Genomic DNA, 26,559 nt, shown 5'->3' with positions numbered 1-26,559 from the left:
ATCAATGCCACCAATGTCATCAATAAATATTACTTTAATCACTGGTGCTGCATCAGGACTTGGTTGGGCAATGGCACAGCACTGGTATGCTGCTGGACATCACTTAGTACTCGCTGATATAGATGAGCAAGCGCTGATCGCCCGCGCTCGTGAGTTAGAGGACTCTGCTAGAGTCATGACAGTCGTCACTGATATCACTCAAGTTAATGATATTGCTGCGCTTATTGAGCAAGTTAGCGAGCGCTTTGGCCGTCTTGATCTATTGGTGAACAATGCTGGGATTACCCATCGATCACCAGCACATCAGACTGATCCTGCGGTGTTTCGCAAAGTAATGGCGGTAGATTGGCAGGGGGCAGTGGAGCTGACTATGGCTGCGCTACCGATGCTAAGAGAGTCCAAAGGTCAAATTATATGTATCGGCTCAATGGCTGGCTGGATGCCAGTTCCTGGACGAGCAGCGTATTGTGCGGCAAAAGGTGCGCTGACACAGTTCTTTGAAGTATTGCGCTTGGAACTAGAATCTGAAGGTATACATATCCTTATGGTCTATCCCAGCTTTCTTGATACACCTATCGAGAACCATGCGCTCGGCCGTGATGGCAGTATCGCAAAGCATCCACGGTCAATGATCGGTAATATGCGTAGTGCTGAGTGGATGGCCGAACAGATCAATCAAGGTTTGCAGCGGCGCAAACGTTGGATATTGCCGGACCCTATCTCACGCTTTGGCAGTTTACTGTGGCGTATTGCGCCAGCTTTATACTTGCGTCAGGTGCGTAAACGTTTTGGAAATGAGTTACGGTAGACTACGTTAAGTGAGAACCTAGAAGAGAGGCTAGTAGTTCATGCAAATTGTCGACAGTGCTGTTCTAAAAATACTATGCTGGAGAGCGCTATATTAGAAGCCACCATGTTAAAAGACTCTATGTTAAAAAACACTATGTTAAAAAACACTATGTTGAAAGACTCTGTATTAGAAGGTGCTTTGTTAGAAAACACTATGCTAGAAATAATAATCTAGCATAGTGTTTTAACTCATAGCGTTTTAACTTTATTAGCTAGTTCAATATCACCTAGTTCAATGTCACCTAGCTTAGTATTATCTTTATTAGTACTAATGATTTCTGATTGGTTTACCAAGCTCCATGGTCTCTTCAGTCTCGATGACGGTAGGATTTTTCGCTTCCTGACGCTTATCCCACCAAGCGAAGATATTGGCCAATATAGAGCCAGAAACAGAGTGCCAAATACAAGCGACGGCGGCAGCGATGGCGGACTCTGCATTGCCAGGGAAAAACTTCGTACTTAAGCCCGTGGCCAGACCTGCATTTTGTACGCCAACCTCGATAGATATGGTGCGTTTTTTGGGTTTGCTCATACCAAATAAGGCACCTGAGTAGTAGCCCAATACATAGCCGACGATATTGTGTACCGCAATGGCCAAGATAACGACTAGCCCTGACTGCAAGAACTGATCACCAAATACAGCGGCAACGCCACCGACGATAGCGGCGAAAGCTAATACAGCCACGCCTGGCATCACCGCACGTACATCATTAAACCAGTGTTTGTTTTGAAATAGTATGTTTAACATAGAGCCGATAGCGACTGGCAACAATGTCACTAATAGCATAAAGCGGAACATACCCCAGCCATCCATTTCTACAGACTGACCAACTAAATAATTGAGCCAAAGTGGCGTCACTAACGGTGCAATGATGGTCGATACGGTGGTCATACCTACCGAAAACGCCACATCACCTTTGGCAAGGTAGCTCATAATGTTTGAAGACACACCACCAGGACAAGTACCAACCAATACTAGACCCAGTGTCAGCCCAGGCGATAAGTCAAACAATCTAGCCACGCTAATCGCTAATATCGGCATAATGGTATATTGGATAATTGAACCGATAAAAATATCAAGCGGGCGCTGGGCCAACACCTTATAGTCTTCTTTACCTAGTGTCATACCCATTGCGAGCATAATGACACCCAGAACGATGACTTGGGTATCACCTGTCACCCAAGAAAAAGTCGCAGGCTCTATAAATGTCACTGCGGCCGCTAAAATAATAACCAATGCCGTAAATCGACTCAACTGCTGACTTATCATCCTCAAAAACTGCATTTCTCAAATCCTTCTAAGTCCAGAAAATAGTCAAGTATAAGTTCAAAATCACTGTATTTCCAATGGGTTTGGGCAGTTTTTAGCCAACAATAAGTTGCTATTATGACAACTTTAACTATGATTATATTGCCAAAGTTTTTTGAAATGTTTATTCAATAGCCAAACGAGGTACTAGGTGTTGCAAACTCCATCAAATTTAACTAGATTCAAACACCTAGGTCTTGCGTTATCGATATTTTATTTGCTTTATAATTTGATGACTGCCTATAGCGTATCTTTATATACACTCTACCCATCGCAAATTCATAATCTTGCCACGCCATTTGACAGCATGGTTCCTTTCATTCCCGCTATGATTGTTCCTTATAGCTGGTCATTGATTTTATTTGTGGCTAGTTTTTTCTTAGTGCGGACGTCCACGCAATTATCTCTATTGACCTACCGCTTAATTTTGACGACCATTTTTGCCTGTTTAATTTTCTATTTTTATCCTGCTCGTTTCTCATACAATCGTTCGATACCTGACGATTGGACGCAATTTGGCTATCAGTTTTTGCAATTGGTGGACAAGCCATTCAATCAGCTCCCATCATTGCATGTCAGTTATGCCATGTTGCTTGGCGTATCATTATGGGATGTTGTAGCGTCTAAAAAGAGATGGATTTTAGCGGCTTATCGATTATTGCTGACTGGCATATGTACATTGATTGCCCTGTCGACAGTGTTGACGTATCAACACCATTTGCTAGATATGTTCGGCGGAGCAGTGTTGGCAGTGTTGGTGCTGATACTCTCAAATCGAATCCGTAATGCACTGGTAATCAAGCATCTGACACTAGGAGTAATAGGATTCTTATTGATAGCGATAGCAGGGTTTTACTTTGCTAATATGAGTATGATAGCGTCTGAGTCTATAGAAACTTTAGCTATCATCATTGCTGCATATTGGCTGATTAGTTTTACGATGTTGGCTTGTGCCTATCAACAGGTCAGGCAAATGCGGGATACACGCTGGTTTCAAAAATCCAGTAGCGGTCGACTCACGGTATATACTTGGATGAAGTTTGCGCCAATCATTATTATTTACAATGGCATGTCACTTTTAGGGCAGTGGTATTTTAAAGTTTTCTCCAAAAATCAAAAGTATCCACTCACGCCGTATGCTATTAATGACAAGGTCAAAGTTGTTGCTTCAGCTCGCTTGATGCAGACGGATCTAAGTAGTTATTTAACGTATTGGTTATTTGGCTCCAGCTCATTAGAATTGCCGAGTTCGACAGAAAGCAATCGGCCTACAGTTCGCTATCAAATTATTGTTGTTGATTTGGCTGCTGAGATATCTAGCCACGCTCATAATCTTAAAATAGCTGCTAATAGCAGCGTGAGTACGACAGTTCATTACTTGTATTTACCTTTGTTGGATTTGCAGCCATTAAATGATGTATTGCTCCAAGACTACATTGATCTATTTCAACAAATTGAAGCGTTGATACAATCAGCAGAGACACAACCGATAACCGCTAATAATGAGAATTTGGTAGAGGGTAGTCAGGTAGAAAATAGTCAGGTAAAGGTTAGCCTCATCACACTTATTAATTTTCATTGCGTAATGGGGTTGTCACGTAGCATCGGCGTGCAGGTTTTATATTTATTATATTGTGGTACGCTAACTGTCTATAACTATCAATCATGGATTGAGCAGCATTATCCGCACGCGCACCTGAAAGATGCTTATCTACCACAGTCATTAGTAGAAACTATGGCCAATTATAAGTCTGTCACCTATTAAACAGCGCCTTAATAACTATTAATGTCAGTAGGTTTGCGTCTGCTAATTCTTCTTTGTTTGCTTTTTACCTATTATTTACCTATTGCTTAATTCCTATTCAACTATGGAGGAATCTATGAACACCTCGTTGCCTCGCTTGTACTCTTTTCGTCGCTGTCCTTATGCTATGCGCGCTCGTCTCGGACTAATATTCGCCGAGTTGCCAGTAGAGCTACGGGAAATCACGCTAAAGAATAAGCCAGATCAGATGCTAGCGATTAGTCCAAAAGGCACGGTTCCTGTATTACAGCTTTCAGATGGATCCGTCATTGAAGAGAGTGCAGAGATCATGATGTGGGCGCTTAAGCAAAAAGATTCGCAAGGACTGCTGGATGAAAGCGTTTTATCTCAGGCCAATGCTTTGATAGCACAAAACGACAATGAGTTTAAGCAGTGGCTCGATCGCTACAAATATGCCGATCTTCACCCTGAGATGACTCAAATAGAATATCGACAAAAAGGTGAAATTTTTCTGCAGGATTTAGAAGCGTTATTGACTAAGCATACGTATCTACTAGGCAATAGCGTGACGGTTGCTGATATTGGTATCATGCCGTTTGTTCGCCAGTTTGCCCATGTAGATCGTGATATTTTTTATAGTTTGCCTTACCCGAAATTACAGATGTGGCTACAACACTGGTTGGAACACCCGTTATTTGTACAAGCCATGACTAAGTTTCAGCCATGGCAGGAAGACGATGAGGTAGTGGTGTTCTCTGCTTAATATAGCGGGTTCTACATAAGCTGTATAGGGTATCGGACTTGCTTGGTCTATCTTGATTTCACAACGACCACTTTTTGTGCTGGATGTTTGTCTTTAACAACGATTACTTTTTTGGCTTTAGGTTTTGCTTTCGCTACGATAACTTGCTTGGACTTAGGCTTTGCTTTAACCACAACCACTTGTTTCGCTTTGGGCTTTGCTTTAACGACGACTGCTTGTTTTGTCTGATGTTTGTCTTTGACCACGACAACTTGTTGGGCAGCATTTGCTGGACCGATCATAGCAAAGCAAGTAGATACGGCCAATAATGAGCTGATAGCGATTTTTTTCATGTTGAAGTTTTTCATAGTAAGGTCCTTTTAGGCTGATTATAAGTAAGAGTTTTTATTTAATGGTTAAAGGTATCTGAGTTGAACGTCGCTTTATTGAATAAGTAGATAATAGCGAGTCATAGCGTTACGTACTTTTATGAAAGTTAAAGAAAGGTGACTTTTTCTAGCAGATACTGAACCATTAATACAATCTTAGGAGCTTTTTGCGAAAGGTCGGCAAGCTAGCAACACTTTAGAGATGATACTTACTAAATATTATCAATTAGTTTTTCCACTAGAGCCCTAATGCATTCTGAAAAGCTTATTAGTTACGATATTAATCGATTGTATTATTCATGGATTATGATATGAATAACGTATGCTGTTATGGTAATAGGCAACAAGGTAAATGACTCACAATACGCTGTCTAATACGTATTCGGATCGTCATCTAGAGGTGACTCAGACAGAATATTGATAATGAGTCAAGTTTTGGAAGAGTTGCCAACTGACAGGACTTGTTTGTTAGGGAGTAGTATGACCATCGCTGATATTAGTAATATGCCGTTCGTTCTCTAATTCGCCTATGTGGATCGAGATGTCTTTTATAGTTTGCCTTATCCCAAGCTACATCTGTGGCTACAACACTGGTTGGAACATCCGTTATTTGTACAAGCCATGACTAAGTTTCAGCCATGGCAGGAAGGCAATGATGTGGTGACGGAGATTGTAGTTGGATATAGGGGACTTTATTAGATTTTTATGTATAAGATTAGACAAAAATATGCTAATTTTATTTGTGTTAGCTTCTACTACTTAGTTATTTAATAGAGTAGCTATGGCGTTGGCTTTTAATTAAGTTAACTCACGAAAAGCGGAGGCAACACCGTGTAGAAGACATTATATCTAGGCGAATAGCATATATCGAGTTAATAAATTTTTTATGGAAAATATTGAAAATACGTTAAAATCTTTGCGCGAATTCGTAGCTGAAATAGAAGAAACTGGCTTCTTAAGAAACCATGACGAACGATTCAGTGAAGTAAGAGACCAGGTTGAAAAGAGATCCAGTAAATTATCACCACCATTGAATATGGTTTCAAAAAGATTGTATCACATTGCAGATAGTACCTTTTACTGCATAGAGCTATTCAATTATAAGTTTAGCCTTTTAGCTCAAGCGATCATACATTCAATAGAAACAGAGAATCCATTATCTCTTGCAAATAATACGCGTTCGCTATTAGAGCAACTAGCTGTTTTGATCTACCTCGTTAATAATGTTTCAAAGATGCTAGACAATTTGAAGAATCAGGGAAGCATTGAAAAAATCGACAAAATAATATCTAAATCTGAAGAGGTTCTAAATCGAGTCTATTCGGGAGAGGGTAAAAATAACTCAAAGTCAAAGAGTGATGAGGCTATACATATTAATGATGCCATTAAAGAATTGACCAAAGAGATTACTGATGCAAATGATACTTACGATTATTTATGTGAATTTGTTCACCCAAACTATGGGAACAACCTTTTGGTATCTTCAGGGGAGCTAGGAAAAGGTACTATTGAGAAAAAAAGGCTTGATCACAAAAATATTCAAAGCATTATAATTTGCAGTTACTCTATTTTTGAATTCCTAAATACAAAGAAGATTTTTCATCCCGTTATTACATGGAATGTACATCATTTAGTTGAGGTATGTTTTCAAAAGGGATCAAAGATCACCAATGTTTTTTCTGAGAAAAAGCCTGTAGCTAGTGGTGATGGGAAAACAAAAGAAACAGCCCTTTACTTCAAAAAAGCGAGAACAAGTCAAGAAGCCCTGAAGCTCCAATATCAGTATTTACAAGACATCGGCTGTTCAATAAATCTATTGAGCAGGCAACATGGTGGGATAGAAAATGGCTATGTGTTCGATTTGTGGAGCACAAAAAACCTTGGAGAGATTTGGTTCAAGACTCCAGTATATCAAGGATTATATTAAAATTTGCTTAACAATGAAATTCAGGCGGTGCCCGCGGCGCACCTGATTTAGACGTTGGAGCTTGAGAGAGTTAAATGGGTTCATGTACTGAATTATATATAGATGACTATCCTGTGTTGTCATCAAAAAGTTACGTTGACCCAGAGGTGATGACGCTGTTCACTGAGTCTGACAAGAATGTTTTTACACAAAAAGTAGGCAGCCGGAATTCGCTAGTTTGGGGAGAACTTCAAGACGAGGAAGAGTGCCTTGAAACAGCACATCATTATAAATCTTCTGTAAAAAATGCTATCGAACGTTTGGAGGTGATGGGCTACACCATGGCGTTTGTTAAACGTCAATTTGAAGATAGTGTTAATGAGCGAAGGTCATTCCTTTCAGATGACCGCCCTGATGGAATGCCTGAATATTATATAGAAGAGTATAACTTCTTAAACAGTGTGACTATTGATGACTTTATTGCTGGCTTTAAAGAGCTTAGATTTAGTCAAGTTCCGCTGAGTTCAAAGGCTCATCGGATAAATCAATTATAGAGCGTTCACTAAAACTACTATATCCCCATTTGGCTGACTATTACAGGTTCATGGATTTTGGAGTAGCTAATGCGTCTGGAGGTGCTAGCTCCTTAGTCTCTCAAGTGAAAAGCTTTGTTGGGTAGGTATTAGAAACAAAATTATTGCATTTCTTGATAACGATACAGCTGCTTATGTTGCAAAAAAATCGCTTGAGAAAACCAACTTACCAGAAAATATTCGGGTATTACATTATCCGGATTTACCTTTGGCTGAAAATTACCCGACGATTGGTCCAACTGGAGAGCAATCAGTAAACATCAATAACCTTGCTGGTAGCATAGAGTTATACCTTGGAGATGACGTGCTAAAGGAAAATGGCGATTATACCTTAGTTGAGTGGCGTGGGTTTGATAGGTCACTGGGTAAATATCAAGGGGAATTGCTGAATAAAGAAGGGATTCAAGAGAAATTTTATCGAAAAATAGCAGAGTGTGAGCAAAATAGATCCAAGACTTCACAATATGATTGGTCGGGAATGCAATTAATCCTGGTTTTTTTGTTTACTGCCTTTGAGCCTTAGCAAATAGCTCTAAGCGATAGACAACTGTCGCTTCCTCTGTTCCAATGGTGCGAGCGTCAATTTTGGCACAAATTGCGCTTCAGCTTTTTGCGCCTGAGCTGGGCATTGATATACCTCCCATTATCAAGTTAAACACCCTGATTCTTGCCTAACTTATTAAGAGATAACTACTTCAGCTCGAAGTCTAGCGAGTTAGAACATAGACTAAAGCAAGTAATGTCTTCAGTCTATATCTTTGTTCAATTACAATCACAATCACTCTATTGGAGAAGGCTTACCGTGCGGGCTTGAGCGCAGATATTGTTTAGGCGCTTTTACTTTTGCACCAAGCTCGGCAGCAGCGTGCCAAGGCCAGTGCGGGTCATAAAGTATACCGCGTGCCAATGCAACCGCATCCGCTTGCTGCTCAGCAATGATGCTTTGCGCTTGCTCGGCTTCGGTGATTAAGCCCACTGCGATGACGGGTATATCTACGGCTTCTTTTATCGCGGTTGCAAAAGGCACTTGGAAGTTAGGCTCTACAGGGATCTGCTGGTCTGGGCTAAGTCCTGCGGTGCTCACATGGATATAATCACAGCCTAATGCCTCTAATGCTTTAGCCAGCTCAATCGTTTGTGTGAGATCCCAGCCGCCTTCAACCCAATCGGTTGCAGACACACGCACGCCCACAGGCTTTTCACTTGAAAACTCAGCTCGAACCGCTGTAAACACCTCAAGTAACAAGCGCATTCTGTTCTCAAGGTTACCGCCGTATTGATCATCACGTTTGTTAGAAAGTGGCGACAAAAACTGATGTAGTAGATAACCATGGGCACCGTGAAGTTCAATCAAATCAAGGCCTAGCGTATCGGCGCGTTTTGCCGCATTTACAAAATCACTTACTAGCACATCAATGTCATTTTGCTCCATTGCTGTGGGCACAGTGGAACTTTCGTCATACGCAAGCGCCGACGGTGCTACCGTTTGCCAGCCATTTAACTGCTCAGAGGCAATCGAATCGCCGCCGTCCCATGGCTTTTCGGTTGACGCTTTACGTCCAGCATGGGCAAGTTGTACGCCTATCGGCATAGGACTGTACTGCCTGATTGCTGTTAGCGTTTTATCCAGTGCCGCTTGCGTCCTGTCATCCCATAATCCCAAATCAGCATAGCTGATACGCCCTTGTGGATTGACCGCAGTCGCTTCTAAAATAAGTAGTCCTGCGCCGCTCAAACTCATTTGGCCCAAATGGATCGTATGCCAATCGCTTGCCGCGCCATCGTTGGCAGAGTACTGGCACATAGGGGCGATGATAATACGGTTATCTAGTGTTAGTTGCCCAAGTTTTAAAGGCGAAAAAAGCTGGCTCATGGTGAATCCTCAAAAAACACGTCTAAAGGCATGTAACATAAAATGCAAAAGCGATATGAATGATTTATATGATTACCGCTTGAATAGTTGGTGGAGATAAATCGTTATTTTTATAGGGCTCATTTGAGTGATGCTAGCTAATATATAGATTACTCTCAATCATATTTTTCATATGCAGTAGGCGAGGGGCAATGTCTTCTTCTAGTTTGGTACGACTGAGGATAAAGCTTGGTGCGCCGCAGTTAAAAGTGAGCAAGCCTTCTGTCGGGTGCATCAGCGCAATGGCTACCGCATTGACATCCTTTTGCCATTCACTAATTGAAAAACAATAACCGTAGTCTTCATAGTCTTGAAAGGCTTTGTCTAATCCTCGTCTAATCTTTAGCCAATCATCTTTATACTTACTACGAATCGCATTAAGGATAAACTCTTGCTCAGCAGGTGGCATACTCGCCAAACAGGCTCTCCCCATCGAACTTAAATGAATAGGTAGGTAAGAGCCGACATTGCGTTGCATAGTCGTAGTTCCTTGGCCTTGCACAACGTTTAGATACACCATCATTAGTCGATCACGAGTAGCCATGGCAACGGCACTATTGGCATAATCTGCTAGCTCTTCCATATAAGGAGTCGCAAGGTTGTTGATAGAGATATTAGTCATCATGGTATAACCAAAACTTAGTACCCCTGTTGAGAGCTGGTACTTACTGCTATTGGTCGATTGTTTTAAATATCCCAATTTGACCAACGTATAGGTCAGACGAGTAATGGTTCCTTTAGGAAGTCCTGTCAGCTGACTTAGGTCTTGGTTGCCTAGATAAGGTCGCTGCGGGGTAAAACAACGCAGCAGCTCTAACCCTCGAGCCAACGCTGTGACAAACTGTCTGTCGTTTTTATCTCTCATCTCTGCAATGGGTTCTAACAGTTCAATATGCATCTCATTGTTAGTGTCTTCATCGGCAAGGGTATCATTAGTCATATGTCGTCTATTATCCCCAATCAAATTCATACAAGCGTTATAAAATCACAAAACTTCATTATTCATAGCATTCTGTGAGCTAATATCAGCCCACAGTTACCCACTGTCTCTTTGATTATATTATATCAATTTACTTTCACATTCTCAGCATAGCATAATGAGAAACTATTGTTTCGCTATGCGGTATGAACGGTAGCGTTATACGTTATAAGAGGTATGGTTAGGCTTGTTGTGGATCGTACTGCTTTTCTTTAATGAACAAAGTAGGGATAAGACCACATAAGAAATATGCACCTGCCATAAGTAATAAACCTGCGCCGATAGAGTTATGCATGGCCATATAACCAATGGCAACAGGAGCAATTACAGAGCCAAGCCGTCCGATATTAAATGCACCACCAATCGCAGTACCTCGGATAGCAGTAGGGAAACTTTCGGTTAGATAGGTGGCATTGATGGCATAGGGGATACCATATAAGAAACCAAAGGTGATCATTAACCAACCGATATTTTCTGGAGTATGCATATACACTAGAATAGGAATAAACAATGCGGTGCCCATCGTACCAAAGGCAAATACTATCTTACGTCCGATTTTATCAGCCATAAATCCAGCCACGACTTTGGCAAACATCATAGTCAGGTACGTTCCCGCCATATACAGTGCCATTTCTTTGAACTTGATACCCAATTCAGTTTCTAGATAAGAAGGTAGCCAGTTGCTGACACCAAAATAGCCGAATAACAAAAGTCCTGAGCTCATTGACCATAGGATAAACATGATACGGTGTTTCGGATTCTCCATTATCGCTTTGTATGGGTTCTCTGCTTTTTTGAAAGTATTTAGTGCGCCGCTCAGTTTTAGTGCTCGAGCGTCTTTCCAAGACTGGGGTTCAGGTACCAAAAAGTACATTGATACTGCCAAAAGTATCGGCAAAAACGTCAGTAGATATAGAGTACGCCAACCATAGCTAGGGATAATCCAAGCGGATACACTGGTGATAACCAATGAGCCTAAAGTAAATCCAGTCATTAATGCAGCAAGTACAGTGGTTCGATGCTTGGTAGGTACCATCTCTGACATAAGCGTATTGGTAGCGATATAAAGACTACCCAGCCCCAAGCAGGCAATAACCCGTAGCGTGACAAACTGCTCATAGCTCTGCACCAATCCACTAAAACCAGACAATATAGAGAACATGCCAGTCGCAAGAACGATAACACGTACTCGGCCAAAGCGATCGCAAGCCCAACCACCAAAGAACCCACCGATTGCCATACCAAATAACGACCAACTGCCTAAAGCGCCAGCTTGTACATTAGTCAGTGCAAACTCTAGTTTTAGACTTGATAAGGTAAAGGCAAGAATACCGATATCAGCCCCATCACATAGTAAAACTAAAAAACAAAAAACAAAGGCCAGTTTCCAAGGTTGTTTTTGAGTGGAGCTTATACTTGGATCTGCAGTTATAGCGACACTTTTCACAATTTATATCCTTAACGTTGTGAGAATGAAAAACTAATTTGATGCGTAGTGGTAAAAATAGAAGGGAACGGTATCAGCATCCTAGCAAATACCGCCGTGCATTCTGGTGGATGAAAAAGTGGTAAGGATTACTCGCTGGCTTCTTTAATCATATTGCGGGCAATGATGACTTGCTGAATTTGCGTGGTACCTTCATACAAACGATATAGACGTACATCACGATAAAAACGTTCAATACCGTAGTCTGCGATATAACCGGCACCGCCATGAATTTGTACCGCTCTATCAGCAACACGGCCACACATCTCAGTGGCAAACATTTTGGCGCATGAGGATTCGGTAACGACGTCTTTGCCTTCGTCACGCAAACGTGCAGCGTCTAACACCATTGATTTAGCGGCATAGATTTCTGCTTTTGAGTCAGCGAGCATACCTTGGATAAGCTGAAAACTAGCAATTGGTTGACCAAATTGCTTACGCTCGACAGCATAATTGAGTGCATCATTCAGCATGCGTGTGGCGGCTCCAGTACTGGCTGCCGCAATATGCAAGCGCCCTTTATCAAGAACTTTCATGGCCGTTTTAAAGCCAACCCCCTCAACTCCGCCGATGAGTGCATCCGCCGGTACGACGCAATTATCAAAGATCACATCACAGGTATGCGCGCCTTTTTGGCCCATTTTTTTATCAATTTTGCCCAAAGTAATACCAGGCGTGTCGCTTTCGACAATAAATGCTGAAATACCGCCAGAGCGTTTGTTCTGTGGATCGGTGCGTGCCATGACAGTGAATACACCAGCCTGCGGGGCATTGGTGATATAACGTTTGGTGCCATTAATGATATAAGTATCACCATCCTTAATAGCGGTTGTTTTCAATGAGGCGGCATCTGAGCCTGACTCCGGCTCAGTCAAACAGAACGAACCGATGATTTCACCACTGGCCAACCGAGGTAGATACTTCTGCTTTTGTGCTTCAGTGCCATCAATTACTAGGCCAGATGAGCCAATACCATTATTTGTCCCTATTAATGAACGAAACGCAGGAGAGGTACGTCCTAACTCAAATGCCAACGTGACTTCTTCTTCCATAGTGACACCAAGTCCGCCGTACTCTTCGGGTATGGTCAGTCCAAAAAGCCCTAATTCTCGCATTTGCTCAATGATCTCTTCTGGAAGGCGGTCATTTTCGGCAACCCAATGTTCCATAGGGACAAGTTGATCGTTAACGAAGTTACGAATGGTTTGAGTGATGTGGTCGAGGGTCTCTTTATCTCTAATCATATGAATCTTCCTTGTTTGATTGATGCCTGATATCAATATCAGCTCTGTGACAGTACTAAATAATGTGAAGTCCTTGGATAAACAGCATAATCGATGAATTATTAAATTACAATAGTTTTGGTTTAAAAAACCGCATTGCGGTATTTATATAATTGAATATAACTTTTTATTTTAAATTTATTCTAATTTATCAAATTTTTATGCTTCACAAACCAAAATAAACAGTATATATTGATATTAAATACCGCATAGCGATATTTAATATCCACAATAAATGCTTTGTTAGGGTATTTATACTTTATACAAGAATGAAGTTTGAGGAGTCGATCATGGAAGAGCCGCTCATTATTTGTGAGAAAAAAGGAGAGGGCGTGAGTGTCGTTAGACTTAATCGCCCTAAAGTGCGCAATGCACTAAACAGTGAGCTACGTCAGCAAATGGCAGACCTGTTCATTCAATTAAATGATGACCCACAAACCAAAGCGATCGTCCTTACTGGTGGTGACAAGGTGTTTGCCGCTGGTGCGGATATCAACGATTTCTTGACTACAAGTACAGTGGATATGTACCTGCGTCATAGTGAGCGCTATTGGGATGCCATTACTAACTGCCAAAAACCTATTATTGCTGCCGTCAATGGTTACGCTCTGGGCGGTGGCTGTGAGTTGGCCATGCATGCTGACATCATCATCGCAGGCAAGTCTGCCAAATTTGGTCAACCCGAAATCAAGATAGGACTCATGCCAGGTGCTGGCGGAACGCAGCGTTTGTTTCGCGCGATTGGCAAACATAAGGCCATGAAAATGGTACTAACGGGCGATATGATCAGAGCTGATGAGGCGGACACAATGGGGCTGGTATCTGAAGTCGTTAAAGATGAGGCTACTATCACACGCGCCATTGAGATTGCTGAGCAGCTATCACATTACTCTCCCATTGCCTTAGCGCAAATCAAAGAAGTGGCAAATCTAGGTGTTGATATGCCTTTAGAAGGTGCGTTGGCTCTAGAGCGTAAGGCTTTCCAGATTTTGTTCAATACTCATGACCAAAAAGAAGGCGCTAAAGCCTTCTTGGAAAAGCGTCCTGCAGAGTACAAAGGGCACTAATTCCTAGCCGCGTTAATTCATCAGCATGTGAATTCATAAGCACGTGAATTCAAAGCCACATTGTGATCGCTTTTGAAGCAAGTTATCACCTTTGAACCGAAATTTCATAGCAAACTATGTAGAGAGTTATTATGACTGTGAACACAATTGCCATTATCGGCACTGGTATTATGGGCATGGGTATTGCTCAAATTGCTGCTCAAGCTGGTATCCAAGTACTTTTATATGACGCCAAATCAGGCGCTGCTGAACAAGGACGACAATCCTTGCAAAGTACCCTCGAAAAACTCACTGCTAAAGGTAAGTTTACTGATGAGCAACTACAGGATATTTTAAGTAATTTGACGGTGCTACAAGAGCTTAGCCAAATTGCGACTGCTGAGATAGTAGTTGAAGCCATTATCGAAAATCTAGACATCAAAAAACAACTTTTTGCCCAGTTAGAAGGTGTGGTCACTGCCGATACTATTTTGGCGACCAATACCTCCTCCTTATCAGTGACAGCAATTGCTGCTGACTGCGATCATCCGGAGCGCGTGGCAGGATTTCACTTCTTTAATCCAGTCCCTTTAATGAAAATTGTAGAGGTCATTCCAGGTCTGTCTACTCAGCAATCAGTGATTGACGTTCTCTCCGATTTGGCCAAACGTATGGGTCATCTAGGCGTGGTAGCAAAAGACACACCGGGTTTTATCGTCAATCATGGCGGTAGAGCGTACGGTACAGAAGCGTTAAAGATATTGGGTGAAGGGGTAACCACGTTTGAGAGTATTGACCGAATTTTGCGTGAAGGCGCAGGATTTCGCATGGGGCCGTTTGAGCTGTTAGACCTCACTGGTATCGATGTGTCGCACCCCGTGATGGAGTCGATTTACAATCAGTTCTATCACGAAGCGCGCTATCGTCCGCATCCATTGACCCGTCAAATGCTAGTAGGTAAAAAGCTTGGTCGTAAGGTTGGTGCAGGGTTTTATCACTATGAAAACGGTCAGAAGTTGTCAACGGCCACTGCTCAAGATCAGTCGTCCGAAGCACTCATATCTGATGCCGTTATTACCTCAGTTTGGGTTGGCGCTGATCTGGTAGAAGACAAAACTCAGCTGGTCGATTACCTAAAGTCTCAGGGTGTCGCTATCGACGACAACGACAAGCCAAACCCTGATAGTTTGGTGCTGCTCGCACCCTATGGTGAAGATACGACCAATGCTGCCATTCGTTATCAAGTTAATCCTAAGCAAGCCGTTGCCATTGATATGCTCACTGGACTAGCAAAGCATCGTACTTTGATGCCAAGTCTCGTCACGCAGGAAACATTTGTCGCACAAGCTTATGCATTATTCAGTAAGGGCTTGGCTGCCAGTGAGGCAACCACACAGCCTATGGTCGGTGCCACGCTGATTGCCGAAAGCGTGGGCTTTGTAGCACAACGTGTGGTCGCTATGGTGATTAACCTTGGTTGTGACATTGCTATGCAAGGGATTGCTTCACCTGAAGACATCGATAATGCCGTCAAGCTTGGGCTAGGTTATCCATATGGTCCTATCTCTTGGGGCGACCATCTTGGGGCCTCACGTGTATTGCTCATTTTAGAACGTATCTATGCGCTCACAGGTGACCCACGTTATCGTCCAAGCCCTTGGCTGCAACGCCGAGCCAAGCTTGACATGTCATTGTTTACTCAGCAAAACACTTACTAATATTGACGACACAGCAATATTGCTAAACCATAAATTTATTATTCACAGTTAGAAATACGACAAGGAAACGTTATGTTAGATGCCTATATTTATGATGGATTAAGAAGTCCTTTTGGTCGATATGTTGGCGCATTAGCAACCGTACGTGCTGATGATTTGGTCGCCACCGTGATGAAAGCGTTGGTCGAAAAGCACCAACTATCTGCTGATATCTTTGATGAAGTGTTGCTAGGCAGTGCCAACCAAGCGGGTGAGGACTCTCGCAATATCGCACGTAACGCGGCTTTGTTAGCAGGACTGGATGTCACCACGCCAGGTCAGACAGTCAACCGTCTATGTGCGTCAGGTCTGTCTACTGTGGTCGATGCTGCACGCAGTATTACGTGTAACGAAGGGGATATTATTTTAGCGGGTGGGGTCGAGTCGATGACGCGTGCACCGTTTGTATTTGCCAAGACAGAACAGCCTTTTAGCCGTGACTTCAAAGTATTTGATACGACCATTGGTAGCCGTTTCCCCAACCCAAAAATTATTGAGCAGTTCGGCAGTGATACCATGCCGCAGACAGGCGATAATGTTGCGCAGAAGTATGGTATTACGCGCGAGGAAGCCGATAAGTTTGCAGCAGCATCACAAGCCAAGTACCAAGCTGCCAAGCAAGCAGGGTTTTTTGACGATGAGATAACACCTATCACCGTACCCCAAGGTAAGAAATTGCCTGCAAAAATAGTCACGGAAGATGAGCATCCTCGTGCCAGCTCTAATATTGAAGCACTACAAAAGCTCAAACCGTTAAATAAAGATGGAATCGTCACCGCAGGTAATGCCTCTGGCATCAACGATGGTGCTGCCGCGCTCATCATTGGCTCAAAGCAAGCAGAGAAAAAGCTAGGCTTTAAACCGATTGCCAAGATCCTATCATCAGGTGCAATGGGTGTTGAACCCAATATCATGGGCGTGGGTCCTGTTGAAGCAATTAAGCTAGCACTAAAGCGTGCTGATTTGACCCTCGAGGATATGTCTGTCATTGAGATTAATGAAGCATTTGCCTCACAGGTACTGGGTTGTCTAAAAGGGTTGGATATTGATTCTGATGATAAGCGTGTCAATCCCAATGGTGGCGCCATCGCTGTTGGCCATCCGCTTGGCGCATCTGGTGCAAGAATTGCCTTGAGTACCGCTCGAGAGCTACAGCGCACAGGTGGCAAATATGCCGTGGTCAGCTTGTGTATTGGTATTGGGCAAGGGCTTGCCATGGTGATAGAACGCGTCTAAGACTCAAAAGCAAGCTCGCCCCATTACTGACTATGGTTGATTCAGTTTAGAAGAGAAATAAGGCAACCGATCGCAGATGTAACTGTGATACTTCAAGTGAGGTTAACGCTGTCACTCTTTTATAGAGAATTGACTATATCAAGGACAATTTATTATCAAGGAAGATACCATGACAACCATACTCAACGAACACGATAACTACCATCAAGCAGAAGAAGCGTATGGGTTCCCGTTAATTATAAAACAACTACTAAACCGCGCCAAAATCGCCTCTACCAACCAAACCATCAGCTATGCGGACAAAGTTACTTATACCTATGCTGAGTTTTTTAAGCGTATTAACCGCTTGGCCAATGTATTAAAAAATATGGGCTTGCAGGCAGGTGATGTGGTCGCGGTCATGGATTGGGACAGTCATCGTTACCTTGAGGCCTACTTTGCAGTACCAATGTCGGGCATGATTTTGCAAACCGTTAATGTACGTTTATCTGAAGAAAAAGTGCTATATACCGTCAACCATGCTGCACCAAAAGCCTTATTGTTGAATGCTGAATTTGCGCCGATGATTAAAGATTATCGTGACGATGCGCCTTCTATCGAGCATGTGATGTGGGCTGATGATGCAGAGGGTGACAAAGTAGGTGGTGAGAAAGCTGAGCTGCCAGACTATGTCGATGGCGAATATGAGGCGCTATTAGCCGCCGCTAGTGATGAGTTTGACTTCCCAGATTTTGATGAAAACACCATCGCTACGACATTCTATACCAGTGGTACGACAGGCGATCCAAAAGGGGTTTTCTTTACTCATCGCCAGATAGTACTACAGACGATGGCAAGTACCTTGGCGTCAGCCCTCAACGCCGAAGGTCAAGGCGCGCGCTACAACGATGTCTATATGCCAATGACGCCTTTGTTTCATGTACATGCGTGGTGCTGGCCGTATGGCGCTACCATGATAGGGCTCAAGCAAGTATATCCCGGGAGATATCTGGCACCAAAATTGGTTGACTTGATTGAGCAGCACAAAGTCACGCTATCACATGGTGTCCCAGCAATATTGCAGATGCTTCTCAAAGAAATGGCAGAACGCGGTCGCAAATTCGAAAATCTTAAACTGTTACTAGGGGGCTCAAAGCTCAATGAGGGCTTGGCTAAAGCAGCTATCGAGTGCGGTATCGAGTTTATGTCAGGGTTTGGGATGTCAGAATCGTGCCCTGTACTGTCTCGAGCGGTATTTGATGACAAGACAGAGTCGATGACGCTAGAGGATAATCTGAATTATCGCTGTCTGTCAGGTTCACCTGTTATGTTAGTGTCGATGGAAATCTGGGATGAAAATGGTAAACCACAACCCATGGATGGCAAATCGACAGGCGAGCTTGTGATACGCGCGCCGTGGTTGACCCAAAGCTATTTTAAAAATCCTGACGCAGGTAATGAGTTATGGAAAGGCGGCTGGATGCATACTCAAGACATCGCCTGTATGACCGCTGATGGCACGCTAAGCATTACAGACAGGCTCAAAGATGTCATTAAATCTGGCGGCGAATGGGTATCTTCACTTGAAGTCGAAACCATTTTGTCCTTTCATCCTAGCGTCGCTGATATCGCGGTGATTGGTGTGCCAGATGAGCGTTGGGGTGAGCGTCCCTTGGCGTTGATCGTGCTAAAACCAGACCATGTCGACACAAAAATGGAAGATATTTTGGCATTGGGTCATCAAGCAGTAGAGAGAGGTCATCTGCCAAAATACGGTGTACCAAATGAAGTGAGGTTTCTAACAGACATGCCAAAAACCAGCGTCGGAAAACTCGATAAAAAACGCATGCGGTCGATGTACTCAGAACATTTAATCTAACCGAACAACCTTGTTACCATCATAGTGACTCTAATAATAGAAAAAACCTACATCTCCCTAGTGTCTGACTAAATGCTAGGGAAGGGGAAGGTGTGTGTGAACCACGAACATCTTGAGTCATATTCATTATATATAACAGAACCTGTCTAATAAAAAGAGAAAAACTATGGAAGCTGCGCCTACGTTCCCAGAAATACAAGAGATTGTCGCAAGTGACGACAATCACCCATTGCATGACTTTACGGTTATCTACCCTCAGCAAGTGGAATGGGGTGATATGGACTCCTTTGGTCATGTCAATAATGTGGTTTATTACGAATATGCTCAAAATGCTCGTATCTACTACAATAGGCGGCTTGGTTTATTTAACGAACAGACGTCTTCGGTGATGGCAGCCTCGTCATGTCGATATCTCAAATCGGTTGCTTATCCCGATGAGTTATGGATTGGCGTCAAGGTCAAAAAAATCGGTAATTCAAGTCTGATTCATGAATATACCTATTATAGTACAGTGCAGAAAACAGTCGTTGCGATCGGTGAGTCGGTATTGGTCTATCTTGATAAGTTGAGTGGGCAGAAAAAGCCTATCGATGAGTCGCAAAAAGAAGCGATTTCTGCTTTGGAGAATATCAAACATCAGCCTAAAACATAATACATCGGTCAAATTCTGATTGGGGTTTTTAATTGAACAGTAGTTATTAAGTAGCAGTTGGTTTTCATCTAAAAGGATTATTTATTTTTATGGATTAAAGAAAACGTAGTAGCAATTGGGATTGATAAGGATATCAACATAAAACAGGGAATAAATGAATGATGCTTTATATAAAAAGGCTATCTGTAGGTTTTGCTACGGTTGTAACATGCGTATCTGCACAAGCAATAGATCTTGTGACAACAGGCGACACGACTTTGAGTATCGGTGGTTACATCAAAGCAGAAGGTGCTTTTAACTCTCCTGATGAAGGCGAGTCGGAATTTAAGGGCAATTTACGCCAGTCTCGTATTAATGTTAAAACGACCAAGTCGGTAGATGATAAAAAACTCACGGGGTTTATCGAAGGTGATTTTTATGGCGATTACGCCAAGGGCGGCTCAAATCTGCGCTTGCGTCATGCTTATGTTCAGGTTGATGATTTGACAGTGGGTAAGACTTGGAATGGTCAGTTTTTGGCAGTAGCGCCTCTTTCTACGGAGCAGCTTGACTTCTGGGGTACTGGTTTGGGCACGGCCTCTGGTGGAGGCTCTTATATTCGTCCAGATTTGACGTTGCACTATACTTATAAGGGGCTGCGTTTTACGGCGCAAGATCCTGTTTATGATAATGCGAGCTTACCTGATATGGTGGTCAGCTATAAAGATAAGATATCTAACTTTGATTATAACGTGGCTGTCACAGCTCGTGATGCTGAGAACGGAGATGGTTCAGATGTGGGTATCGGTGTTTCTTTAGCGGGCAAGCTGACATTGAGTAAAGATTCACTCCATGCCAGTATATACAATGGTAAAGGCATGGGTGCTTATTCTGCCATCTGTGTTGGAGGACCGCTAGTTATGAATGGCGGCGTAGACTGTGATGCCGAGGATGGGAAGCTTATCTCGCAAACTGGCTATAGCGTAGGATATAAGCATCAATTTACTCAAAAGCTGCGCGGCAACTTGCGTTATGGTGAGGTAAATGTAGACGATGCGGCAGATACTTCTGCTAATGTAAAAAGCGCAAATCTTATCTATGAGTATTTACCAGATTTAGATTTGGGTATTGAGTGGAGAAATCAGGACGTAACGACATTCCCATGGATGCCAGCAGGTCAGCAAATTGAAATAATGGCAAAATATGATTTTTGAGTTGAAGTGTTTAGAGAAGTAAGCGATACGATGGCGCATTTCCATAGTTATAGTGGGGATATATTATCTTGATTCATTATTTTTTATCAATACTTATCATGTTATTCAAGTATTAGAATATATGCTAGGAATTCTCTTATAAATATAACTGACGTTGCAATTGTCGGGGTCGAAACGCCAGTTATATTAGTTTATAAAAAGATAATGTACTATGTGTTTTCTACGATAACAGTAATACGATTTTTTAAAGTCAATATTACTTTTACGCTGCTGAAGTATCTAATCTTGTTGGTTGCAGTTTGCTTTCTTTGCTGTCGACCGCTGCGCTCAGATTTACTAAGAAGATAGCGATGGCTGCGATAATACCTGGTATAGCGATAAATAAGAAGTTCATCTGATGGGTCAGCTCTAAGGTGAGTAGCGCACCAGTTAGAATAGGACCTACGATAGCACCAATACGTCCAATCCCTGACGCCCAACCCATAGCAGTCGTACGTACAGCGGTAGGATAATATTGAGCCACAAAAGTATAGAGCAGAATTTGTGAGCCGATGGTTGTAGCACCTGCAATCGCAATAAGCGTATATAGTACAATCTGAGGACTGTTGTAGCCAAGCAAAATTAATGCTATTGCCCCAGCGACAAACATAATAGTCAATACAGGTTTTAAATGGAATTTATCAGCTAGGACACCACCACCAATAGCCCCAATCATCCCACCAATATTAAGTGCAAATAGAAATAACATACTAGCACCTAGCGAGTAACCGGCTTGAATCATTAGCTTTGGTAACCAGCTTGCTAAAGCGTAAACCATCAGCAAACACATAAAAAATGCTACCCAAAACATAATAGTAGTGAATCCACGTCTGTTCAGAAATAACGCTTTAATTGGTGCATCATCACCTTTGGTGGGTTCGTCTAGTACTAACGTAGTAGAGGGTGTGACTTTTTCTTGAGGAGCCAATTTTTGAACGATATTTTTAGCTTCGTCTTCTCGCTTTTCTTTGACCAAATACATCAAGGATTCAGGTAGCATCTTCCAGATAATTGGCAATAGTAAAGTAGGGATGCCCGCAATATAAAACATAATTTCCCAGCCAAAATCTAGCACCAAAAAAGATCCTAATAATGCTGACGTCATACCACCAATTGCATAACCGCTGAACATAATAGCGACTAAAGTACTACGCATACGTTTAGGTGCGTATTCAGATGTTAGTGCTACGCAGATTGGCATCACGCCGCCAATACCTAGACCTGCAATGAAGCGTAAAGCCGCAAACTGCATAGGCCCACTAGCGAAAGCACCAAAAAAAGTAAAGCTACTGAATAGAGCGACACAGATCATAATTGTTTTTTTACGACCGATTTTGTCAGATAAAGTACCAAAAATCATGGCACCAAACATCATGCCGAATAGTGCTGCGCTAGCAAGAAAACCTGCTTGTACCGAAGTCAATGACCACTCTTCCATAAGCAATGGCAGGGCCACGCCATAAATAATGAGGTCGTAGCCGTCAAAGATAATAATCAGTAAGCACCAAAATAGGACTTTCCAATGAAAAGGTGAAAATTTGGCTTCATCAATAACTTTATTGATGTTTAAGGTTTGAGATTCCATTCATATTCTCCGTTGATGATATCCTTATACGTGCTTTACAAGTTAGGGTTTTACAGGTGCTAAGTCAAAAACTATCTAGGTATCAATCGATACCTAAAAGGTATATCTTTCTATATAACATTCTATTGAAATAATGTTGACTTTTATCTTTATTAGAGTAGTCGGTACTCTTATCAAGTATGAGATACTAAGAATGATGCTTGCAGTGAGTGTGTGTAAGACAATTAACGCCAAGAAGTTTCATTAATTTCTATTATGAAAATACTGAATACGCAGAAAATCATCCATATACTAAAAAAATATATAGATGATTAAAAATATAAGATAAATAGATAAAATTAGCCCAATTAATTAACGCTAATGAATGTGTTTTTAAAAGCATTTATTGGCGTTATTGCAGGTAGTATCTAACATACTCATTAAATGCTTCAGGTTGTTCAATATTTGAGATATGCGAGGCATCGATAGTGGCGAGCTTAGCGTTAGGTATATGGTCGACCATATATTGGCCATCGGCAAAGGTCGTCACCGGGTCTTCAGCGCCTGCTAACACTGTAATTGGTACACGAATATCTTTTAACTGTTTGCGAGTATCAGCGATAGATAACGCCTCGCAGCAGCTTGCGTAGCCCTCGGCACTGCCAGCCGCAAGAGCGCTAGACAATGCCGTGACTACATCTGGGTAATGATCGATAAAATCTGCTGTGAACCAACGCGGAGCAGCTGTAGCCGCGATAGGAGCTAGACCTTGCTCACGTACCAATTTTGCACGCTCCGTCCATGCTATTTCGTTACCAATTTTCGCGGCGGTATTACATAACATCAAGTGGTGGAAGCGCTCAGGGTGATTAATAGCCAACCATTGACCTGTTATGCCGCCCATAGAAATGCCACAAAAAAATACCTTATCAAGATGCAGGTGATCTAACAAATCAATCACATCTTGCCCAAGCTGGTTTAAATTATAAGGACCTCTGGGTGCTGATGACTTACCATGGCCACGAGTGTCATAGCAGATGATAAAGTAATCGGCTTGTAAGGTATCGATTTGTGGTTGCCACATATGATAGCTAGTACCTAAAGAGTTGGAGAATATTAGGGCAGGGTTGCTGCTATCGCCAAAGGTGGCATAGTTTAGCGTGACAACTTTATTTTCAAGTACAGGCATGATGAACGTCCTTGTGTTAACTGTCGGGTGATTAAGGTCTTCTTTTTGACTTATTAAGCTGGGTGTCTATTTTATTTTGAACGATTAATCAGCTCTCAACATGTTCAATAATTATTGCGATGCCTTGTCCAACACCAATACACATTGAGCAGATTGCATAACGCTTACTCGTTTTTTCAAGCTGGTTGAGAGCGGTTAAGATCAAACGTGCACCTGATGCGCCGAGTGGATGACCAAGGGCAATCGCACCGCCGTTAGGGTTGACGCGCTCGCTATCATCAGCTAGCTCCAAGTCACGCGTACAAGCTAGAGCTTGCGCAGCAAAGGCTTCGTTTAATTCAATGACATCCATATCATCAAGCGTTAGTCCTGTTTGCTTAAGCAGTTTTTTCATTGCGGGTGCTGGGGCAAAGCCCATAATACATGGCTCAACGCCTACCGTAGTTGAGGCCACGATACGTGCACGCGGCTTCAAATTGAATTTTTTAACCGCTTGCTCTGACGCTATTAAGAAGGCTGCTGCGCCATCATTGATTCCAGAAGCATTTCCAGCGGTTACGGTGCCACCTACGGTGACGATAGGGCGTAATTTGGTCAATTTTTCAAGTGTAGTATCAGCACGAGGATGCTCATCAGTATCGATGGTGACAGGCTCGCCTTTACGTTGGGGGATGACGACAGGAGTAATCTCATCCTTGAAAAATCCTGACTCTTGCGCCGCTTTAGTACGTTGTTGGCTACGTAATGCAAATGCATCTTGGTCAGCACGATTGATATTGAATTGCTCTGCAACATTTTCAGCCGTTTGAGGCATGGTTTCTGTGCCATATAGCTCATCAATTTTTGGATTGATAAAGCGCCAACCCATAGTGGTATCTTCAAGATTTTGGCTACGACCAAAGGATTTATCTGACTTACCCATCACAAATGGCGCACGGCTCATACTCTCAACGCCGCCTGCAATAATTAGATGAGCTTCACCGGCTTTAATTGCACGCGCAGCTATCGCTAACGCATCCATCGACGAGCCGCACAAGCGATTAACAGTAGTTGCAGGCACTTGATAAGGTAGGCCGGCTAGCAATGAGGACATACGTCCAACATTGCGGTTGTCTTCACCGCTTTGGTTAGCACAGCCATAGATGACGTCATCTACTTTTACCCAATCGACATTAGTATTACGTTCGATTAGCGCCTTGATAGGGATAGCACCTAAATCGTCTGCACGTACAGGTGCTAGACCGCCGCCGTAACGACCAAAAGGGGTACGAATGGCGTCGATAATATAAGCATTATTTAAACTAGTGATTGAATCAATCATGGTGATTATCCTGAGTTTTAATTGTTCTAGGCTTTTAGTAAGAGGGTTTTTTATTGAGTAGCGTCAATTAGCGTTGCACCAGTCAATGCTTGCAAGTCCAAAAAGCTCATATCATCGACCATTTCAGTGACTAGCAGTCCTTTGTCAGTGACATCAATGACGCATAGGTCGGTATAAATCCGATCTACACAATTTTTCCCAGTCACAGGGTAGGTAAGTTCGCTGACGATTTTAGGATCCCCAGTTTTGGTGATGTGATTGGTCATTACAAAGACTTTTTTAGCGCCGACGGCTAAGTCCATAGCACCTCCAACAGCGGGTATCGCATCCTCTGCACCAGTACTCCAATTGGCTAAATCACCATTAGCAGCTACTTGAAACGCACCCAACACGCAAATGTCGATATGGCCACCGCGCATCATGGCAAAAGAGTCACCATGATGAAAGTAGCTACCGCCATCGAGCATAGTAACGTACTCCTTTCCAGCATTAATCAGTTCGGGATCTTCTTCACCTTTGGCAGGTGATGGACCAAAAGCTAATAAGCCGTTTTCTGAGTGCAAAAATACGTCTTTATCATTAGATAAGTATTGTGCGATTTTGGTCGGTAGGCCGATGCCTAAGTTGACATAGGCTCCATCTGGAATGTCTTGTGCAGCCCGTTCGGCTATTTGGTCACGGGTCAAAACGGTGTAAGAGGTATGGCTCATGATGACGCTCCTTATAATTGGCAGTATTTAGCGGTGGCTAAGCTGCAGTATCAGAAAGTTCAGTACTAGCGCTAGCAGTTTGGACTTGCACCACGTGCTGCACAAAAATGCCTGGTGTAATAACGTGCTCAGGATCAAGCTCACCAAGATCAACTGTTTGAGAGACTTGAGCGATAGTCACGTCAGCTGCCATTGCCATAATTGGACCAAAGTTACGTGCAGATTTTCGGTAAACTAAGTTACCCCAACGATCACCCTTGTTTGCTTTTATTAAGGCGAAATCAGCTTTAATTGGATATTCCAAGACATAGTCTTTGCCATCGATATGACGAGTTTCTTTGCCTTCTGCGAGTAGAGTGCCGAACCCTGTTGGGGTATATACGGCCCCAAGTCCCATGCCTGCCGCTTGAATACGGCAAGCTAAATTACCTTGTGGTACTAATTCCAGATCAACTTTTCCTGCATGATAAAGCTCATCGAATACCCATGAGTCTGACTGCCGAGGAAAAGAGCAAATGATTTTACGTACCGCGCCCGTTTTTAATAATCTGGCAAGACCATGATCACCGTTTCCAGCATTATTATTAATAATGACAAGGTCTTTAACACCTAAATTGATAAGGCCATCAATGAGTTCAGCTGGTTGCCCTGCAGTTCCAAAACCACCAATCATAATAGTGGCGCCATCTTTAATTTGGCTAAGTACATCCGTGATATTTTTTTCAGCTTTATTAATCATGTTTATGTCCTATACAAAAATAATATTAGGTATTGCGAGACT

General features: G+C 42.6%; 23 protein-coding genes. 12 read left to right on the top strand and 11 right to left on the bottom strand.

Annotation, left to right across the window (positions count from 1 at the left end):
• The first annotated feature begins 4 nt into the window (after positions 1–4).
• The gene (locus tag V6252_RS12610) at positions 5–808 is read left to right on the top strand and encodes an SDR family oxidoreductase (protein WP_296210416.1); all 804 of its coding nucleotides are present in this window, start codon (positions 5–7) and stop codon (positions 806–808) included.
• Between the two features lie 309 nt (positions 809–1,117).
• Here the strand turns inward: V6252_RS12610 and V6252_RS12605 are convergent, their stop codons facing one another.
• Positions 1,118–2,134 carry a bile acid:sodium symporter family protein gene (locus V6252_RS12605; RefSeq protein ID WP_290179017.1) on the bottom strand — a complete coding sequence of 339 codons (1,017 nt, stop codon included), beginning with the start codon at positions 2,132–2,134 and terminating at the stop codon, positions 1,118–1,120.
• 256 nt (positions 2,135–2,390) lie between these two features.
• Here V6252_RS12605 and V6252_RS12600 point away from each other — a divergent pair, with 256 nt between their 5' ends.
• Positions 2,391–3,923: a phosphatase PAP2 family protein gene (locus V6252_RS12600; RefSeq protein ID WP_341610683.1), complete on the top strand. Its 1,533-nt coding sequence runs from the start codon at positions 2,391–2,393 to the stop codon at positions 3,921–3,923.
• 115 nt (positions 3,924–4,038) lie between these two features.
• Positions 4,039–4,686, top strand: coding sequence for a glutathione S-transferase (locus tag V6252_RS12595; protein ID WP_341610672.1), 648 nt, complete (start codon positions 4,039–4,041; stop codon positions 4,684–4,686).
• Between the two features lie 47 nt (positions 4,687–4,733).
• On the opposite strand, the gene V6252_RS12590 is transcribed toward V6252_RS12595, so the two are convergent.
• Positions 4,734–5,033, bottom strand: coding sequence for a hypothetical protein (locus V6252_RS12590; RefSeq protein ID WP_341610671.1), 300 nt, complete (start codon positions 5,031–5,033; stop codon positions 4,734–4,736).
• A gap of 907 nt (positions 5,034–5,940) precedes the next feature.
• On the opposite strand from V6252_RS12590, the gene V6252_RS12585 reads away from it, so the two are divergent.
• From V6252_RS12585 to V6252_RS12575, 3 genes are all read left to right on the top strand, one after another.
• A complete protein-coding gene (locus V6252_RS12585) occupies positions 5,941–6,981 on the top strand; it encodes a hypothetical protein (protein WP_341610670.1) in 1,041 nt (346 codons plus the stop codon).
• Between the two features lie 74 nt (positions 6,982–7,055).
• On the top strand, positions 7,056–7,514 hold the full coding sequence (locus tag V6252_RS12580) for a HEPN/Toprim-associated domain-containing protein (protein ID WP_341610669.1): 459 nt from the start codon (positions 7,056–7,058) through the stop codon (positions 7,512–7,514).
• A 247-nt stretch (positions 7,515–7,761) separates the two neighbouring features.
• Positions 7,762–8,076 (top strand): hypothetical protein, encoded by a 315-nt coding sequence (locus V6252_RS12575; protein WP_341610668.1) that lies wholly within the window; start codon positions 7,762–7,764, stop codon positions 8,074–8,076.
• Positions 8,077–8,331: 255 nt separating this feature from the next.
• Here V6252_RS12575 and V6252_RS12570 read toward each other — a convergent pair whose 3' ends face one another.
• The 4 genes from V6252_RS12570 to V6252_RS12555 all read right to left on the bottom strand — a co-directional run bounded on the left by V6252_RS12570 (position 8,332) and on the right by V6252_RS12555 (position 13,174).
• Positions 8,332–9,426, bottom strand: coding sequence for an NADH:flavin oxidoreductase/NADH oxidase (locus V6252_RS12570; RefSeq protein ID WP_341610667.1), 1,095 nt, complete (start codon positions 9,424–9,426; stop codon positions 8,332–8,334).
• Positions 9,427–9,559: 133 nt separating this feature from the next.
• The gene (locus V6252_RS12565) at positions 9,560–10,405 is read right to left on the bottom strand and encodes an IclR family transcriptional regulator (RefSeq protein ID WP_201579655.1); all 846 of its coding nucleotides are present in this window, start codon (positions 10,403–10,405) and stop codon (positions 9,560–9,562) included.
• Positions 10,406–10,625: 220 nt separating this feature from the next.
• Positions 10,626–11,891, bottom strand: coding sequence for an MFS transporter (locus V6252_RS12560; RefSeq protein ID WP_425355881.1), 1,266 nt, complete (start codon positions 11,889–11,891; stop codon positions 10,626–10,628).
• A gap of 128 nt (positions 11,892–12,019) precedes the next feature.
• Positions 12,020–13,174, bottom strand: coding sequence for an acyl-CoA dehydrogenase family protein (locus tag V6252_RS12555; protein WP_057759953.1), 1,155 nt, complete (start codon positions 13,172–13,174; stop codon positions 12,020–12,022).
• A 329-nt stretch (positions 13,175–13,503) separates the two neighbouring features.
• On the opposite strand from V6252_RS12555, the gene V6252_RS12550 reads away from it, so the two are divergent.
• The 6 genes from V6252_RS12550 to V6252_RS12525 all read left to right on the top strand — a co-directional run bounded on the left by V6252_RS12550 (position 13,504) and on the right by V6252_RS12525 (position 20,955).
• Positions 13,504–14,280 carry an enoyl-CoA hydratase gene (locus V6252_RS12550; protein WP_341610666.1) on the top strand — a complete coding sequence of 259 codons (777 nt, stop codon included), beginning with the start codon at positions 13,504–13,506 and terminating at the stop codon, positions 14,278–14,280.
• Between the two features lie 131 nt (positions 14,281–14,411).
• Positions 14,412–15,977: a 3-hydroxyacyl-CoA dehydrogenase gene (locus V6252_RS12545; protein ID WP_341610665.1), complete on the top strand. Its 1,566-nt coding sequence runs from the start codon at positions 14,412–14,414 to the stop codon at positions 15,975–15,977.
• 72 nt (positions 15,978–16,049) lie between these two features.
• Complete coding sequence (locus V6252_RS12540) at positions 16,050–17,252, top strand: 3-oxoadipyl-CoA thiolase (RefSeq protein WP_341610664.1); 1,203 nt, start codon at positions 16,050–16,052, stop codon at positions 17,250–17,252.
• A 169-nt stretch (positions 17,253–17,421) separates the two neighbouring features.
• Positions 17,422–19,110, top strand: coding sequence for a fatty acid--CoA ligase (locus tag V6252_RS12535; protein ID WP_341610663.1), 1,689 nt, complete (start codon positions 17,422–17,424; stop codon positions 19,108–19,110).
• 166 nt (positions 19,111–19,276) lie between these two features.
• A complete protein-coding gene (locus tag V6252_RS12530) occupies positions 19,277–19,762 on the top strand; it encodes a thioesterase family protein (RefSeq protein ID WP_341610662.1) in 486 nt (161 codons plus the stop codon).
• 158 nt (positions 19,763–19,920) lie between these two features.
• Complete coding sequence (locus V6252_RS12525; protein ID WP_341610661.1) at positions 19,921–20,955, top strand: hypothetical protein; 1,035 nt, start codon at positions 19,921–19,923, stop codon at positions 20,953–20,955.
• A gap of 262 nt (positions 20,956–21,217) precedes the next feature.
• Here V6252_RS12525 and V6252_RS12520 read toward each other — a convergent pair whose 3' ends face one another.
• From V6252_RS12520 to V6252_RS12500, 5 genes are all read right to left on the bottom strand, one after another.
• Positions 21,218–22,579, bottom strand: coding sequence for an MFS transporter (locus V6252_RS12520; protein WP_101204507.1), 1,362 nt, complete (start codon positions 22,577–22,579; stop codon positions 21,218–21,220).
• A 391-nt stretch (positions 22,580–22,970) separates the two neighbouring features.
• Positions 22,971–23,747, bottom strand: coding sequence for a 3-oxoadipate enol-lactonase (pcaD, locus tag V6252_RS12515; RefSeq protein ID WP_341610660.1), 777 nt, complete (start codon positions 23,745–23,747; stop codon positions 22,971–22,973).
• An 88-nt stretch (positions 23,748–23,835) separates the two neighbouring features.
• Positions 23,836–25,068, bottom strand: a complete 1,233-nt coding sequence (gene pcaF, locus V6252_RS12510) for a 3-oxoadipyl-CoA thiolase (protein ID WP_341610659.1) — start codon at positions 25,066–25,068, stop codon at positions 23,836–23,838.
• A gap of 50 nt (positions 25,069–25,118) precedes the next feature.
• Positions 25,119–25,778 (bottom strand): 3-oxoacid CoA-transferase subunit B, encoded by a 660-nt coding sequence (locus V6252_RS12505; protein ID WP_341610658.1) that lies wholly within the window; start codon positions 25,776–25,778, stop codon positions 25,119–25,121.
• A 37-nt stretch (positions 25,779–25,815) separates the two neighbouring features.
• Complete coding sequence (locus V6252_RS12500; RefSeq protein ID WP_341610657.1) at positions 25,816–26,517, bottom strand: 3-oxoacid CoA-transferase subunit A; 702 nt, start codon at positions 26,515–26,517, stop codon at positions 25,816–25,818.
• Positions 26,518–26,559 lie beyond the last annotated feature (42 nt).

Origin of the sequence: Psychrobacter proteolyticus, assembly GCF_038155145.1 — a bacterium.
Lineage (GTDB): Bacteria > Pseudomonadota > Gammaproteobacteria > Pseudomonadales > Moraxellaceae > Psychrobacter > Psychrobacter proteolyticus_B.
Note: the sequence above shows the minus strand (reverse complement) of the source record. Positions and strands in the feature narration are given on the sequence as shown.